Annotated in this window: 14 protein-coding genes, 3 pseudogenes and 2 riboswitches; of the genes and pseudogenes, 13 read left to right on the top strand and 4 right to left on the bottom strand. The window is 42.4% G+C overall.

Features of this window, described 5'->3' with window-relative positions; translation table 11 throughout:
* Window positions 1-49 precede the first annotated feature (49 nt).
* The 12 genes and pseudogenes from CJ483_RS13055 (at window position 50) to purU (ending at window position 9,354) form a co-directional block, all read left to right on the top strand.
* On the top strand, window positions 50-868 hold the full coding sequence (locus CJ483_RS13055; RefSeq protein WP_120035626.1) for a 6-carboxytetrahydropterin synthase: 819 nt from the start codon (window positions 50-52) through the stop codon (window positions 866-868).
* A gap of 15 nt (window positions 869-883) precedes the next feature.
* Window positions 884-1,702 carry an alpha/beta fold hydrolase gene (locus CJ483_RS13050; RefSeq protein WP_120035624.1) on the top strand — a complete coding sequence of 273 codons (819 nt, stop codon included), beginning with the start codon at window positions 884-886 and terminating at the stop codon, window positions 1,700-1,702.
* Window positions 1,703-1,745: 43 nt separating this feature from the next.
* A pseudogene (locus CJ483_RS25110) lies at window positions 1,746-1,799 on the top strand (hypothetical protein); the annotation flags it as partial.
* Window positions 1,800-1,808: 9 nt separating this feature from the next.
* Complete coding sequence (locus tag CJ483_RS13045) at window positions 1,809-2,705, top strand: GGDEF domain-containing protein (RefSeq protein ID WP_182917046.1); 897 nt, start codon at window positions 1,809-1,811, stop codon at window positions 2,703-2,705.
* Window positions 2,706-3,218: 513 nt separating this feature from the next.
* Window positions 3,219-4,139: an HPr(Ser) kinase/phosphatase gene (gene hprK, locus CJ483_RS13040; protein ID WP_120035620.1), complete on the top strand. Its 921-nt coding sequence runs from the start codon at window positions 3,219-3,221 to the stop codon at window positions 4,137-4,139.
* An 84-nt stretch (window positions 4,140-4,223) separates the two neighbouring features.
* The gene (locus CJ483_RS25105) at window positions 4,224-4,346 is read left to right on the top strand and encodes a hypothetical protein (RefSeq protein WP_259455649.1); all 123 of its coding nucleotides are present in this window, start codon (window positions 4,224-4,226) and stop codon (window positions 4,344-4,346) included.
* Between the two features lie 118 nt (window positions 4,347-4,464).
* Window positions 4,465-6,000, top strand: a complete 1,536-nt coding sequence (locus CJ483_RS13035) for an aldehyde dehydrogenase family protein (RefSeq protein WP_120035618.1) — start codon at window positions 4,465-4,467, stop codon at window positions 5,998-6,000.
* A gap of 25 nt (window positions 6,001-6,025) precedes the next feature.
* Window positions 6,026-6,547 (top strand): annotated as a pseudogene (gene msrA / locus CJ483_RS25790) (peptide-methionine (S)-S-oxide reductase MsrA); the annotation flags it as partial.
* A complete protein-coding gene (gene msrB / locus CJ483_RS25785; protein ID WP_481747741.1) occupies window positions 6,533-6,982 on the top strand; it encodes a peptide-methionine (R)-S-oxide reductase MsrB in 450 nt (149 codons plus the stop codon). The pseudogene msrA and the gene msrB, both read left to right, overlap by 15 nt.
* A gap of 189 nt (window positions 6,983-7,171) precedes the next feature.
* Window positions 7,172-7,789: a class I SAM-dependent methyltransferase gene (locus CJ483_RS13025; RefSeq protein ID WP_120035614.1), complete on the top strand. Its 618-nt coding sequence runs from the start codon at window positions 7,172-7,174 to the stop codon at window positions 7,787-7,789.
* 65 nt (window positions 7,790-7,854) lie between these two features.
* Window positions 7,855-7,955, top strand: a riboswitch (glycine riboswitch).
* A gap of 3 nt (window positions 7,956-7,958) precedes the next feature.
* Window positions 7,959-8,041, top strand: a riboswitch (glycine riboswitch).
* Between the two features lie 98 nt (window positions 8,042-8,139).
* Complete coding sequence (locus CJ483_RS13020; RefSeq protein WP_120035612.1) at window positions 8,140-8,439, top strand: iron-sulfur cluster biosynthesis family protein; 300 nt, start codon at window positions 8,140-8,142, stop codon at window positions 8,437-8,439.
* 18 nt (window positions 8,440-8,457) lie between these two features.
* On the top strand, window positions 8,458-9,354 hold the full coding sequence (gene purU / locus CJ483_RS13015) for a formyltetrahydrofolate deformylase (protein WP_120035610.1): 897 nt from the start codon (window positions 8,458-8,460) through the stop codon (window positions 9,352-9,354).
* A 238-nt stretch (window positions 9,355-9,592) separates the two neighbouring features.
* On the opposite strand, the gene CJ483_RS13010 is transcribed toward purU, so the two are convergent.
* Together CJ483_RS13010 and CJ483_RS13005 are read right to left on the bottom strand one after the other, a co-directional pair.
* Window positions 9,593-10,627, bottom strand: coding sequence for a cytochrome d ubiquinol oxidase subunit II (locus tag CJ483_RS13010; protein ID WP_120035608.1), 1,035 nt, complete (start codon window positions 10,625-10,627; stop codon window positions 9,593-9,595).
* A gap of 33 nt (window positions 10,628-10,660) precedes the next feature.
* Window positions 10,661-11,997, bottom strand: a pseudogene (locus CJ483_RS13005) (cytochrome ubiquinol oxidase subunit I).
* Window positions 11,998-12,272: 275 nt separating this feature from the next.
* On the opposite strand from CJ483_RS13005, the gene CJ483_RS13000 reads away from it, so the two are divergent.
* Window positions 12,273-13,082, top strand: a complete 810-nt coding sequence (locus CJ483_RS13000) for an SDR family NAD(P)-dependent oxidoreductase (protein ID WP_120035606.1) — start codon at window positions 12,273-12,275, stop codon at window positions 13,080-13,082.
* Window positions 13,083-13,204: 122 nt separating this feature from the next.
* Here the strand turns inward: CJ483_RS13000 and CJ483_RS12995 are convergent, their stop codons facing one another.
* Window positions 13,205-14,212: a FecCD family ABC transporter permease gene (locus CJ483_RS12995; RefSeq protein ID WP_120035604.1), complete on the bottom strand. Its 1,008-nt coding sequence runs from the start codon at window positions 14,210-14,212 to the stop codon at window positions 13,205-13,207.
* Window positions 14,209-15,219: a FecCD family ABC transporter permease gene (locus CJ483_RS12990; RefSeq protein ID WP_120035602.1), complete on the bottom strand. Its 1,011-nt coding sequence runs from the start codon at window positions 15,217-15,219 to the stop codon at window positions 14,209-14,211. The genes CJ483_RS12995 and CJ483_RS12990 overlap by 4 nt, the downstream gene beginning before the upstream one ends.
* Window positions 15,220-15,238 lie beyond the last annotated feature (19 nt).

Raw genomic sequence — 15,238 nt, 5'->3', positions numbered from 1 at the left:
GTAATATAGCTGGCATTGTTAAATTCTTGAATGAAGAAGAGGTGAGACCTTGGTTTTATTAACGAGAAAAGTAGAGTTTTCAGCAGCCCATAGTTATCGTGTTCCATCGTGGGATGAAGACAAAAACAGAGAAGTATTTGGGCTATGTAGCAATCCAAATGGTCATGGCCATGATTATCTGTTAGAAGTGACAGTTAAAGGGCATCTTAATGAAAAATCAGGTATTGTAGTGAATATTACAGATGTTGACCGTGTAGTGAAGGGGATAGTTCTAGAGGAATTAGACGGCAGGTTTCTAAACCGTGAACACCCTTTTTTTGTAGAACATATCCCGACGACAGAAAATATTGTGGCGTATATATGGAATGAATTAAAAGATAGATTCGAAGATTGTAAGCTTCATAAAATAATATTGCATGAGAATCCATTTTTGCTCTCTCAAAAAGGAGAAGGTTCAATGATTCAATTAACGAGAAAATATCATTTTTCTGCTGCACATCGATTGCATAGTGATCAGTTATCAGATGAGGAAAACAAAGAGATCTTTGGAAAGTGTAATAATCCGAACGGGCATGGGCACAACTACATTCTTGAAGTAACAGTCGAGGGAGAAGTTGATCCTGTTACAGGAATGATTATAAATTTGGCTGAACTTGACGAGATCGTTGATCAAACAATTATACAAAAGTTTGATCACAAACATTTGAATCTAGATACTGAGGAGTTTAACGGGTTAAATCCTACCGCTGAAGTTATGTCGATCGTCTTTTGGGACTTGCTTCAATCGCGCTTACCAAATCTGCATAAAGTAGGACTCTGGGAAACAGCAAAAAATTATTTCGAATACTGTGGACCAACAAAAGAATAAGAGGGCTTTTATGAAATGGAAAACATTCTTATTCGTAATAATGTAAAAGTGACTGGTCAAGGGGAGCAAACCATCGTTTTCGGGCATGGATTTGGGTGTGATCAAAATATGTGGCGATTTGTCGCTCCCCATTTCGAGAAGGAATACCGAGTGGTGTTATTCGATTACGTTGGCTCAGGAAAATCAGACTTAACGGCTTATAGTTATGAGAGATATGGAACTCTTAAAGGGTACGTAAAGGATTTGCTAGAAGTTATTGATGTGTTAGAAATAAAAAAAGTTATATTCGTGGGGCATTCTGTCAGTGCAATGATAGGCATGCTGGCCTCTATTCAAAGACCCGAGTCATTTGAATGTCTAGTTATGCTTGGCCCATCTCCTCATTATTTAAATGATGAGCCTGATTATTTTGGAGGCTTTGAAAAGGAAGATGTAGAAGAGTTATTGGACATGATGGAGATGAATTTTGTTGGCTGGGCAAGCTATCTTGCCCCTCTTGCGATGAAAAATCCGAATCAGCCTATGTTGACTCAAGAGTTGGAAACAAGTTTTTGTTCAACTGATCCAGCTGTTACCCGCAAGTTTGCCGAAGCTACTTTTTTCTCGGATCATAGAGAAGATTTAGCAAAAGTAGAGGTCCCCTCACTTATTTTACAATGTTCGGAAGACAGCATTGTTCCTTTAAAAGTTGGAAAGTATTTGGAACGCCATCTTAAGAACAGCACTTTTCGATTAATGGAGGCAAAAGGACACTACCCACATTTAAGTCATCCAAAAGAGACTGTCTGCCTGATACAAGAATACCTTTCATCTTTTAAGAAGAACCATGGCTAGTGAAAGGATGCATATAGATGGATGAGCGGCTAGACCGTGCCCCTTGTGGATATGTCATCATTACAAGTCGGGGGTTATCACGTACGCAAACCAAGCATTTCTTGACATGGTCGGTTACAGTAAAGATGATGTATTAAACCATCATATGGAATCGATTATGTCGATGGCTAATAAGTTTCTTTTTCATACCTATTTTTACCCGTTTATTCAACTGTACGGACATGTAGATGAGATGTATTTAACGTTGAAGTCCAACAAAGGAGAGAATGTCCCTGTTCTGCTAAATGGGAAAAGTGGTGAAGGAAATCAAACAGAGCTCATAGAGTGTGTATTTGTAAAGATGAGCAGACGAATTGATTACGAGAAAGAAATTCGCAATGCCAAGAGAGAAATGGAGGAAGCGTACAGAGTTAAAAATGAGGCACTTGAAAAATTAGAGGCATTGCACCGGGATATTGAGGCAAAACAAGAAGAACTCATAAGGTTAAATGCCAAATTAGAGAGCCTGGCAGTAACAGATACTTTGACTGGACTGAAAAACAGGCGTTATTTTATTGACAAGCTGGATTCACATATTGAAAGCTTTCTTCTCTCTAAAGTCCCTTTTTCACTCCTTATTATGGATATCGATCATTTCAAAAAAGTGAATGATACATATGGCCATCTTGCTGGGGATCAAGTGTTGAGGGAATTTGCACAGATAATAAAGGAACATTCGAAAGAAACTGATACAGTAGCTCGTTACGGTGGAGAAGAATTTATCATTCTTTTGCCAGAGGCGGATGAGGAGCAATCTAAGCAAGCAGCTGAAAGGCTAAGAAAGAGTATAGAACATGCCTCCTGGAGCCATTGTCCCACAACAGTGAGTATCGGTGCAGCTACCTTCACTCCCGAAGATACAAATATTTCTATATTGGCCAAAGCAGATAAGGCTCTATACACATCTAAGTCTAAAGGGCGAAATCGTGTCACACATTTTGCAGATATAAAAGAAAGCCTTTAATTATCAATATATGAGAGAATTTCTTTTTCCTGCTGCAGGGTTACATTCGTTTTTGATGCGTTAAAGCCACTTTGTGGGCGGTACACAGGTTATCTTGTTATCCCTAAGCACGTTATTCATCCGTGTCTAGGGATTTTTTAATGATAGGGCGTTCCGAGCAAAGAAGTAGAATTTAACATAAAAAATAGCATGTAAATGATTATTTTCCGATACAATGTAATTATTCAGGAAAATGGAAAATAATAAAAGGACTAATCTGCAGAATCGCAAAGTCATTGACCGATATTAGATCAACCGTTTGGAAAAGCATTAGGTTCTCATACGCATTAAAAATGCATGATAAAGCTCTTTAGTTAAAGTAAAGGTTAACATTTATTGAAAATAGACAACTTATGCAATAATCATGCCACTATTATGTTACATTAGAGTGTATACTAAAGGGCTAGAAAGAATAGACTGCTGGCTTTGTCTATTAGTTTTCTAAAGAGATTAAGCAAGGAGAGAGTGTTCATTATGAAATCCATTACGATTGAGGACATAGTCCGTCGGTTTTCATTAGAAGTATTAGCTGGAGAGGATCAACTGCACCGAAAGATTGAAAAATCTCCAACGCAGCGTCCAGGTTTGGAGTTCATTGACTATTTTGACTTTTTTCCAAGTGGACACGTCCAAGTGCTCGGCACCAATGAAATCAATTATTTACATAGATTAAGCGACAGTGAAAGCAAGCTGCGAATTGGTAATATTGTTAAATATAATCCCCCTTGTATTATTGTTACGGCTCACGAAGAGGAATTAATGTATTTGCCGCAATATTGTACCGAGGAAAAAATTCCTTTGCTTCGTACGGATGCATCTACCTATGAGTTTGTTGGAAAATTAGATGCTTATTTGACCAAGACGTTAGCACAAGAGATTGCTGTGCATGGAGTTTGTGTAAATGTCTCGGGGATCGGCATTTTGCTTCGGGGCAAATCAGGAGTGGGAAAAAGTGAAACGGCCCACACGTTGATCGGCCGGGGGCATCGGCTTGTGGCGGATGATATTGTCGTACTCAAGAAACTGAGCCCGCAAACGCTGCTTGGCACCCACAATGAGAAGAATAAGGAATTTCTCGCCTTGCGCAGTGTGGGACTATTAAACGTTGTGCGTCTATATGGGAGAAAAGCTTTTCAGGAAGAAACACGGATTGCACTCGATATTGAGCTGACAAAGTGGCAAAATAATTCATTGAATAATGAGCTGGAGGTGGAAGCGAAGTTTACGGAATATATGGGAGTTCGCGTTCCTCATATTCAAATTCAGCTCCAGCCGGGCCGCGATGTGGCTGGATTAATTGAAGCAGCGGCGAATAACTGGTACCTTCAACAGCAAGGATACAGTGCAGCTGAGGAGTTTATGAAACGGATTCAATCGGAGTTCACTGAAGAATAACAGCGTTGCAATAAAGACAGACACGTCCTTTTTCAGGTACGGCCTGTCTTTTTTCTTAATCAATTTGTGTCTTACGAGGAGAAGATGAAGAAACAATTATTCTTCATTATCGGGTTGCCCGGATTCATTGCCTCAAAAATCCTTGGGAACTTAATTACCAGGGAACTGGCGGCAGAGTTTAAGCTGCTCGTTCATCCTAGCGATTAGAGAGGCTCCAACGCCAAATTCAACGAATCAGCAAAGATGAATTCCATCTATCTAATTTTATCAGGAATACCGGAACGACTGCGACAAAATGATAACAGTAAATGAAGGAGGAACGTACATGACATGGACAGTGAGAAGTCCCGCAACAAAGAATATCATTGGCGTATTGGAGGAAACATCTGTAGAACAAGTTGATATGTTCTATGAAAGCGCGAAGGGAGCTGGCTTAACTTGGGCTGACTTGCCAATTTCAGAGAGAATTCGCTCGCTTCGAAAGCTGCGGCTTCACATTCTGGATGAATTGGATCATATCGTGAAAGTGATTAGTGACTCCACGGGAAAAGTGGCTGTGGAAGCATTAACAACAGAAGTGATGACAGTCGTTGATTCAATTTCGCACATTGAAAGAAGAGCAGCTGCCGCGTTAAAAACAAAAAAAGTTAAAACGCCCCTGATATTTATTGGAAAATCCTCTTATATCGAATATAAGCCACGGGGAACCGTATTGGTCATTTCCCCGTGGAACTTTCCATTCCAGCTTTCTATGATTCCGATCGTTGAAGCGCTCGTTGCCGGAAATGCGGTTATTTTAAAGCCGTCCGAGATTACACCGATGGTTGGTGTATTAATTGAAAGCTTATTTAAAGCGGCTGGCTTTCCCCGAGGTCTATTACAGGTAGCGCATGGCGGCAAGGAGTTAGGAGCTGCGCTTATAGAGGGCAAGCCGGATTTTATTCATTTCACGGGCTCTGTCCGAACAGGGAAAATCATTCAGATGGAAGCAGCTAAGCAATTAATTCCGACGCTGCTGGAGCTTGGCGGTAAAGACCCGATGATCGTTTGTGCCGATGCAAATATGGAAAGAGCTGTACAGGGGGCTATTTGGGGAGCCTTTACGAACAGCGGCCAGGTGTGTATGTCTGTTGAGCGGGTGTATGTGGACAAGTCAGTCTATGAAGAATTTGTTGGTCGTTTAGTTCAGGCAACGCAATCTTTAAAGCAAGGGACAGCTTCTGACAGCGATGTTGGTTCGATGACTTTTCCCCAGCAAACAGCCATTATTAAGGAGCATGTGACAGAAGCGATCGAAAAAGGAGCAGAACTTATTGCTGGTGAGCACCCAGATCAGTGGGCAGACGATCAGATGTTCATTAGACCTATGATAGTAACGAATGTCAATCATGACATGGCCATTATGCAGGAGGAAACCTTTGGGCCTGTCTTGCCGATTATGCCATTCGAGACAGAGGAAGAGGCTGTTTCTTTAGCTAACGATACCCGCTTTGGCTTGAATGCCAGTGTCTGGACGGCCGATGTAGAACGAGGCAAGCGCATTGTCTCCCGGCTCGTATCAGGCAATGCAGTTATTAATGATGTAATCATTACAGTAGCCAATCCTTATCTTCCTTACGGAGGAACGAAAGAGGGAGGAATTGGCGCGTATCATGGGGATGTAGGCATGCAGAGCTTTTGTGTTCAAACAGCCGTTATGGTGGACAAGGGCCGTAAGAAAAAAGAAGTGAACTGGTACCCTTATGAAGGAAAGTATGAACTATTTGTACGCCTGGTTCGCAGCTTTTGGGGAAAAAAAAGAAACTGGGGCGAATTCTTAACGGCCTATCGTCAGCTTTTGAAGACTGGAAACCGAAAATAATACGGATGTAAAGGAGTGTTGATTCTTGGGTGAACAATGGAAGCTAGCTACATTTGCAGGCGGCTGTTTTTGGTGTATGGTATCACCGTTTGATGAACAACCGGGAATTAAAGAGGTTGTCTCCGGTTATACGGGTGGCCACACAGAGAACCCGACGTATGAAGAGGTATGCTCTGACATAACGGGTCATTATGAAGCGGTACAAATCATGTATGATCCTGCAGTTTTTCCTTATAAAAAATTACTTGAGCTGTTTTGGCATCAAATTGATCCAACTGATGCGGGCGGACAGTTCAATGACCGGGGATCATCCTATAGGACGGCCATTTTTTACCATGACAAAGAACAAAAAGAATTGGCGGAAGCTTCGAAAGCAGAATTAGCAGCAAGCGGCCGTTTTCAAAAACCGATCGTGACAGAGATTCTGCCGGCGAGGCCCTTTTACCGAGCGGAAGAAAAGCACCAGCACTATTACAAAAAGAATGCCTTCCACTACAATCTTTATAAAGAGGGGTCCGGGCGAGCAAAATTTATTCGTGAAAACTGGAAAGATCAAAAAACAGATGAGCAATTACGGGAAGAACTCACTCCTCTTCAATACGAGGTAACAAGAAATAATGCGACAGAGCCACCATTTCATAATGAATATTGGGACCACACGGAAGAGGGAATCTATGTGGATATTATTTCAGGAGAGCCTTTGTTCAGCTCGACGGATAAATATGACGCGGGCTGCGGCTGGCCAAGCTTCACGAAGCCCTTGCGCCGGATAGAGCTAGCAGAAAAACTTGATACGTCTCATGGCATGCGCCGGATTGAGGTGCGGGCAAAAACATCTGACGCTCATTTAGGCCACGTCTTTGATGATGGTCCTGGTCCTGACCGCGCACGCTATTGTATTAACTCGGCTGCTCTCCGTTTTGTGCCAAAGGATAAGCTTGAAGAAGAGGGCTATGGAGAATTTAAAAGCCTGTTCGAATAAGAGAAGTTCCTTTATTGGCCACTTCTGTTTGTTGATCCATCAATTCTGCACCTTTACGGATCAATGACGCTTATGTACTCGCCACAAGAGCCAATTTATTGGTCCGTTCAGCAGATTGACAAGCGGTATTCGTTTGAGTGGATTATATCGTCCGCTTTATAATAAAGAAAAACAGATCGGGGAATGGCAATGAATGAAAAAGAATACGATCGCTTGCTAAAGATTCAGACAGGCGGCACATGGGAATGGCTATATCAGTCAATTCACTATAATCGTTATGAGGCAACCCCCTATGAGGCCATCGATGAGCTTTTTCGGGAGTATGAGGTGAAAAGAACAGATGGGGTAGTTGATTTCGGCTGTGGAAAAGGGCGTTTACTATTTTATATCCATCATCGTTTTCACGCTCGGGTAACAGGGATTGAGGTAAACGGCCAGCTTTACCAGGAAGCACTTGAAAATCAAGCCGATTATATGAAAAAGAAGAAGAGGTCGGATCAATCTATTCGCTTTGTATGCTGCGCGGCAGAGGAGTATCAGATCGAAAAGGCAGACAATCGGTTCTACTTCTTCAATCCTTTTTCGATCCAAATTTTCATGAAGGTCGTCCATCATATCCTGCACTCAGTTGAAGAGCATCAACGGTCTGTTGATATTGTCCTTTACTATCCGACAGCGGAGTACATCCAATTTCTTGAAGTGTATACTCCATTTCAACTGGTGAAAGAAGTGAGAGTGCCGGGTTTCTATGAAAAAAATGACAATGAACGTTTTGTTATTTTTCATTATGGAGGATCTAGTCTATAGGTAAGAGAATTGGGAAAACAATTGACAATCACCAATATTTAAATTATTCTGAATAAAAATAGCGGATGACGATTGTGGGAGAGTGCGAGCAATAAGCCACCGAAGGAGCAAGTTCCAAAAAGGCCCTTGGAATTAATCTCTCAGGTAGAAGAACCACAATGGGACGCACCTCTGGAGAGCGCGTTTAAGTACGCCACCAAAGGGGAAGGCCCTATTGAAGATAGGGTTAAACTCTCAGGTAAAAGGACAGAGAAGGGATTGTACCCTTTTCTGTCCTTTTTTGCGTGCAGAAAAAGGGAGTGAGCAAAACAAGGTGTATAACTAGAAAACGCTCGCAGAAGGAGGGAAGGATGATGATTACATTAACAGGACCGGCGATGAAGCAGCTAAAAGCAATGATGCTTGAAGAAAAGTATTCTCCAAGAATTGATGCTGATGTGGCTGGTGGATGTGGAATATCGGTAAGGTTTGCCCTTACATTTGATGAGCCGCGCCGAAATGATAAGGTGATTGATTGCAATGGGGTGCAAATTCGCATAGATCGCTTTACTGAACGTTATCTCGATGCTGAAACACATATTGACTATACAAAGGAAACGGGCTTCTTAGTTGGAGAAAGCTTTGCCTCAAGTGATTGTGCGATCGAATAGCTTTTCGTTATACAAAGAATGGCGTTTAAGGATGGGGGAAGAATTTTGCATAAAAAGGGGAATATTCATTATTTTAAATTGTTAGTTACTTGTCCAGAAAAACCGGGCATTATTTCAGCCGTATCTAATGTATTATTGGAACATAAAGCAAATATCGTTCAATTTGACCAGCATACCACGAATCCTAAAGATGGCATTTTCTTTATGAGGGTTGAGTTCGATATGGATGAGAAGGGCTCTGCTATTGATAAGCTGGAGCAGAGATTGCAGGAATTATCTGAATCCTACCCAATGGAATGGCAGTTGAGAAATAAAGAAAAATCAAAGCGGATGGCGATTTTTGTTTCTAAAGCAGACCATTGTCTCTTGGAGCTTCTTTGGCGCTGGAAATCAAAAGAACTCCCGGTTGAGATTCCAATGGTTATCAGCAATCACTCTGATTTAAAAGAAATGGTGGAAAGCTATGGCATTCCTTACTATCATATCCCGCTTTCTCATGAATCGAAAGAGGAGGCTGAACACAAGGCGATGGAGTTAATGGAAGGAAAAGTCGACTTTATTGTTTTGGCAAGATATATGCAAATCCTCTCTCCTAGTTTTATAGCCAAATATCCAAACCAAATCATTAATATTCACCACTCATTTTTGCCGGCATTTGTAGGGGCAAATCCTTACGTCAGGGCTTTTAACCGCGGAGTGAAGTTGATTGGGGCGACTGCTCATTATGTAACTAATGAGCTTGATGAAGGGCCGATTATTGAGCAGGATATCTTGCGAGTCAACCACCGCTACACAGCAGAAGATTTGAAGATTGCCGGTCGTCATGTGGAAAGAAGTGTCCTTGCAGAAGCCGTTTCCTGGCATGTGGAAGATAAAGTTATCGTTCACGGCAATAAAACAATCGTGTTTACGTAAGCCGGATGATAGCCAATCAACTCCTGTTAGATATTACTTGCATCATCTTGGCAATGATATGTGTGGGACTCTTTTTAGTGAATAAGCAGAGAAGAAGAACGGGTCTTCTGCAAGTCATTTTACTTATCTATGCTTTAACTGTTTTGATTACCTCGCTGTTGAATCAGTGGTGAATGGTTAGAAAAGAAAAAGCTTAACGGGCCGGCAGCCCATCAAGCTTTTTCTTTTCAGAAGATCATTAGCTTTTTTGCCGTAAATACTTTTTATCATGCATAAACAGCCTCCAAAAATAAATAAAGCCGGGAAAGAGAATAACGAAGCCGGCAATATAAGTGGCAAATACGGCCATAAAGGAGTTAGGATCGGTAAAACCGGACTGGATAGTCACATTGGGGTAAACCATATATGGCAGATGGGCTTTGCCGTACACATAACTGGCAATGAAATATTGAGTCGTAACTGCCACAACAGCAAGCCTTGGCATTCCCCGTACATCTTTCTTTGAAAATGAAGGAAGAAATAAACCAAGCCCTCCAATTAAAAAGAAGCCAAGTGACACAAGCAGCAGAGGCAGATCTTCCATCATGCGCGTATATAACCATGGTGTTTCTGCCCTTAAAGTGAGCATAATGGCAAAGGCCATCAGTAAAGAAATTGGCCCTAAAATTCTTCCATCTCTCAAGTACACTTTGTAGGCTTCCTCTTCATTGGATGTCTTGGAATAATCGGCTAACAGCAAGGATGATAAAAATAAGGTGCTGCTAATGGCAAATCCAATAAATGCATATTCACTCGGACTCGTAAAAAGCTTTTGTAAATTCAAAGTGGGATGTCCGCCTTTATAATCGATAAATGTGCCGTGGGTGATAGGTAAGACGCTGATTAACAAGCCCGGAATTAAGATGCCGGTAATACCTGAGACATATGTCAGTGGCTTTTTATATTCTACAGCAATATTAGAAAAGACTAAGAAGGCGCTTCTGACGGCGAGCAGCAACAAGATAATGCTGCCCGGAACGAGCAAAATTGTACCAAGTGTATAAGCTGCCTTCGGAAATAAGCTGTACACAGCCACAACCAAGGCAACGATAAATGTGTTCGTCACTTCCCAAGTAGGTGACAAATAGCGGTTGGCGATATTCGTTGCTCTTGTCTTTTCACGATGTATGTAAATCATTGACCAGAAGCCGGCGCCAAAGTCCATCGTTGCCATGATCGAGTAAATAAATACAAATCCCCATAGAATCGTAATAGCAATCAGCTCATTTGGCATGAATCACGCCTCCTGTATAGTTAAATAGCATGGCTAAGCTCCTTTCTCGGCCTTCTCAAGATCATCTAATTCAGTGTTCTTTCTAAAGAAATACAGCAGCACCATGACAACCGTAATGCCTAACAGAACGTACACAAAAAGAATAGAAGAGAAAGAACGCCCAGGTTCGTAGCGGTTGTAACCGATTCGGCTGTTGCTAACACACGATAAATCACCCATGGCTGTCTTCCTGAGCAAGCGAAAATCCAGCCGCACTCAATCGCAATAACAGCGAGAGGGCCAGATAGAACTAATAGCCACAAAAACCATTTCGGAAATCGGTCTTTCTTCAGAAATTTTCTCCATACGATCCCGGCTAACGAAATAAGAATAAGCAGTGAACCGATCCCTACCATGGCATTAAAGAGAGTATGGATAAACAATGGCGGCCACAGTTCTTCAGGAAAGTCGTTTAACCCGACAACAACGGTATCAAAGCTGTTGCCTGCCAGAAAGCTCAGCAGCCAGGGAATTTCGATGGCTCCCTTGATCGTTTGTGTTTCCCGATCGGTAATGCCTCCAATCGCTAAAGGAGCATGTGATTGTGTTTCAAACAGCCCCTCTGCAGCAGCTAACTTTTCAGGCTGGTACTCATGTAAATATTGAGCGGACGCATGGCCATTAATCGCCGTTAAGAAAGAGAAGATCCCTCCTAAAACAAGGCTGACCATTAATGCTTTTTGATGAAAAAGATACACTCTTGAGCCGTGCTTATTTCGCGTCATTTTAAACGCTGCCACGGAGGCAACGACGAAAGCGCCAACGACATAGGCGGATAGGGCGACATGGCCGGCCGTAACAAAAAAGCTTGGATTAAAAAAAGCTTCCCATGGATTAATATCAAAGAACTTTCCATTTTCATAACGAAAACCAGCGGGTGTTCCTTGAAAGGCGTGCACATTTGTAATCAGTACGGCAGAGGCTAAAGCTCCCAAGGCGACTAGTATTAAGCTGACAATTCTCATCCACGGAGCGATTCTCTCGGCTGCGTAGACATAGATAGACATGAAGAGGGCTTCAACAAAGAAAGCATAAATTTCAATTTGAAACGGCAGTGGCATAACTTTTCCAATAATCTCCATAAACCCAGGCCAAAGAAGGGATAACTGCACACCGGCAATTGTGCCTGTTGGAATACCAACTCCAAGTAAAACAGCAAACGTTTTTGTCCAGCGCTTGGCCATCACTACGTAGTCCAGGTCTTTCGTCTTTTGATAGAGCAGCTCTGCTGTTAAAATCATGAGAGGCAGCCCCACCCCGATGGTAGCGAAAATAATATGAAATGCCATAGTCGTTCCAAATAAGGAACGTGCAATCAGTAAATTATCCATTCTGTCTTCCGTCCTTTCTTTCTGCCCCTATCATTACCAATAGAGAGAAAGAATATGTAACCATTATTGGGGCAAAGAAAAGCCTCCTCATCAGACAATGAGAAATAAGGTGCCTAGTGTCTGAAAAGCAGAGAGTCCCTATCTCATTAATAGAATAAACAAATCATTTTAAAATTAAATAATTAGATGTTAAAATAGTTTGGCAGGTACAAGTTAATCATTAAATGAATCGGTGAGAAAATAGCTGGGAAGCATTAAATAAAGGAGTGAAAGACATGGGACGAGTAGAAGGAAAAGTAGCTCTCGTTACAGGGGGAGCTTCAGGAATTGGCTTATCAGCAGCTTCGTTAATGGCCAAAGAAGGAGCCAAGGTTGTTATTGCTGACTTTAATCTCGAAGGGGCCAAAGAAGCAGCTGAAAATATAAAAAAACAAGGTGGAGAAGCAGCAGCTGTATTTTTGGATGCTTCTAAGGAAGATTCTATTCAAGCGGCCGTTGATTTTACAGTCGAGCAATATGGAACAATTACTGTTCTTTTTAACAATGTCGGCTTAACAAACCTTCATAAAGATTTAGATGTCATAAACATAGATTTAGAAGAATGGGACCGCTTAATGAACGTCAACACAAAAAGTGTGTTGTTAGGCAGCCGATTTGCTATTCCTCATATGATTAAAGCGGGAGGCGGCTCTATTATTAACACGGCTTCCATGGCGGCATTTGCTGGCGACGCTCTGCGCTCTGCCTATGGAGCTTCTAAAGCTGCCGTTGTAAATTTGACAAGATACATTGCAGCACAGTATGGAAAAGATGGCATTCGCTGTAATGGAGTGGCCCCAGGACTGATTTTAACTCCTGCAGCTAAAAACAATATGCCAGAAGAGGTGCTGAATATTTTCGCTAAATTTAACGCCCTGCCATACCATGGCGAGGCGGATGACATTGGCTATACGGCTTTATTCCTTGCTTCTGATGAATCTAAATTTATCACAGGACAGACAATCCAAGTAGAAGGCGGGCATTATATCTCTAATCCAACGATGCCGGATTTCAATCAATTTGTAGAGCAATCACGTTCTAAATAAGAGCGTTAAGAATAGATAAAATAACCAACATAAAGCTGGCTGAAGTTTGTAAAAAACAGCAAAAAGCCCATTGAGTCTAAGCTATTCAGACTCAATGGGCTAAATTTATGCTAAACACGTGATTACTTTTTCAGCAGCAAATACATAAAATAGGGAGCTCCAATCAAAGCAACTATAATGCCAGCCGGGATACCGTCGGGATCAACAAGATTGCGCCCGATCGTGTCCGCAAGCAGCAATAGCCAGCCGCCAATGAGAATGGCAACAGGAATAAATAGCTGATTTCTAGGACCGACCAAAGCTTTGGCAATGTGAGGAGCCATTAATCCGATAAAGGAAACCCCGCCGGTCACAGAAACGGCTGAAGCAGCAAGTGCTACTGCTGTTAAAAGCAGCGTGAGCCGCTCTTTTTCAATTGCTACGCCAACACCGATAGCTACTGGCTCATTTAAGGCAAGGAGGTTAAGCCGATTCGCTTTATATAATGAAAAAGGAATAAGTACGACTAACCACGGAAGGAGTGCCCAGACAAATGGCCAATCAGTGCCCCAAATATTGCCGGCCAGCCACTTAGCGATAAAGTCTACTTTTGAACGCTCAGCGGATGAAATAAGGACAATCATCAGACCGGAAAGCGCCATAGCAAAACCAACTCCAACAAGTACGAGCCTTACCGGCTGCAGACCATTGCTTTTGCTGTACGAGAAGGCATAGATAAGGCCAGCAGTTAATAAAGCTCCGGCAAAAGCGACGAGAGGCAGGGCGTAAACGAACGACCCGGCTTCGATTGGAAAGAATAAAAAGAAAACAGCGATCGCTACACCTGCACCGGAGTTAATGCTGATAATGCCGGGATCAGCTAAATCATTACGTGTAATGCCCTGTAGAATAGCTCCAGACAAAGCGAGTGCCATTCCTGCTAACAATGTAATAACAATACGCGGCAAGCGAATGGAAAATAAAATAAACTCTTCCTTAAATGTGCCCTGGCCAAGAAGGGTTGGAATAATCCGATCATAGGACAGGGAGGCATACCCCATTCTTATACCAATGATGACGGTGATCATAATAAAGGCAAATAAAATCCATAAAATCATGCGCTGTTTTCTTACTAAAGCGGGCTCGATCATGAGAACATACTGCCTCCTTTACGTACGATCAACAGAAAGAAGGGCAACCCCATTATGGATACGATAGCAGCGACCGGTGTTTCGTACGGAGAGTTAATTGTGCGTCCGAGTGTGTCAGCGACAAGCATAAAAGCAGCGCCTACAAAGATGGACATGGGAATAATAAAGCGATAATCCGTTCCGACCACAGCCCGTACAATATGGGGGATCATTAAACCGATAAAGGCCATGTTCCCAACAAGTGCAACAGCAGCGCCTGCCAGCAGGATAATAGCAATAAAGAGTGCTATTTTGACAAGCAGCGTCTTTTGACCTAGACCAACGGCAACTTCTTCGCTCAAGCTTAAAATCGTCAACTGCCTGGAGAGCAAAAGTGAAATGAGGAGGCCGATTAAAATAACTGGCACGACAAGTTGAAGCTGGTTCCAGGATGTGCCGATCATGCCTCCTGCTGTCCACATAGATACATCCTTTGAGATTTTAAAATAAATGCCTACACCTTGTGCGATAGCATATAAGAATGCTGAAACAGCGGCGCCCGCTAGTACAATTCGTAGAGGGGAGAAGCCCCCCTTTTTAATCGCACCAATACCAAAAACCATCATAGCCCCGGCAGCTGCTCCGATAAAGCAAGCTATCATAATCGAGAGATAGTTTGCCGAAGGAAAAAGAGCAATAGTTATCGCGAGAGCGGCATTTGCTCCGAATGTTAGCCCTAACAGCCCTGGGTCTGCCAGTGGGTTTCGTGTCATCCCTTGCATAATAGCCCCCGAAACAGCTAATGCCGCTCCGACAAAGATAGCTGCTACTTCACGCGGCAGGCGGATTTCACGAATCAGGGAAATATTTTTGCCGGAGGCATCGGAGGTCAGTGCCAGCCATACTTCCTTTACGGACGTATCAGCTGCCCCAAATACCATCGCTATAACAAAGGTAATGATCAATAAAAGCACACTGACTATGAACTTATAAATAAATAAAGTAGAACGTTGATTTTCTTTTTTCATCCGTCTCTCATCTTTTCTT

Source organism: Bacillus sp. PK3_68 (assembly GCF_003600835.1).
GTDB lineage: Bacteria > Bacillota > Bacilli > Bacillales > Domibacillaceae > Pseudobacillus.
This window is presented reverse-complemented; position numbering and strand designations above follow the sequence as displayed.

What these genes read in the sequence shown, in the direction of transcription:
- CJ483_RS13050 (WP_120035624.1), top strand. Translation starts at nt 884, where the DNA reads ATGGAAAACATTCTTATTCGTAATAATGTAAAAGTGACTGGTCAAGGG.
- CJ483_RS13045 (WP_182917046.1), top strand. Translation starts at nt 1,809, where the DNA reads ATGGTCGGTTACAGTAAAGATGATGTATTAAACCATCATATGGAATCG.
- hprK (WP_120035620.1), top strand. Translation starts at nt 3,219, where the DNA reads ATGAAATCCATTACGATTGAGGACATAGTCCGTCGGTTTTCATTAGAA.
- CJ483_RS25105 (WP_259455649.1), top strand. Translation starts at nt 4,224, where the DNA reads ATGAAGAAACAATTATTCTTCATTATCGGGTTGCCCGGATTCATTGCC.
- CJ483_RS13035 (WP_120035618.1), top strand. Translation starts at nt 4,465, where the DNA reads ATGACATGGACAGTGAGAAGTCCCGCAACAAAGAATATCATTGGCGTA.
- CJ483_RS13025 (WP_120035614.1), top strand. Translation starts at nt 7,172, where the DNA reads ATGAATGAAAAAGAATACGATCGCTTGCTAAAGATTCAGACAGGCGGC.
- CJ483_RS13020 (WP_120035612.1), top strand. Translation starts at nt 8,140, where the DNA reads ATGATGATTACATTAACAGGACCGGCGATGAAGCAGCTAAAAGCAATG.
- purU (WP_120035610.1), top strand. Translation starts at nt 8,458, where the DNA reads ATGGCGTTTAAGGATGGGGGAAGAATTTTGCATAAAAAGGGGAATATT.
- CJ483_RS13010 (WP_120035608.1), bottom strand. Translation starts at nt 10,627, where the DNA reads ATGCCAAATGAGCTGATTGCTATTACGATTCTATGGGGATTTGTATTT.
- CJ483_RS13000 (WP_120035606.1), top strand. Translation starts at nt 12,273, where the DNA reads ATGGGACGAGTAGAAGGAAAAGTAGCTCTCGTTACAGGGGGAGCTTCA.
- CJ483_RS12995 (WP_120035604.1), bottom strand. Translation starts at nt 14,212, where the DNA reads ATGATCGAGCCCGCTTTAGTAAGAAAACAGCGCATGATTTTATGGATT.
- CJ483_RS12990 (WP_120035602.1), bottom strand. Translation starts at nt 15,219, where the DNA reads ATGAAAAAAGAAAATCAACGTTCTACTTTATTTATTTATAAGTTCATA.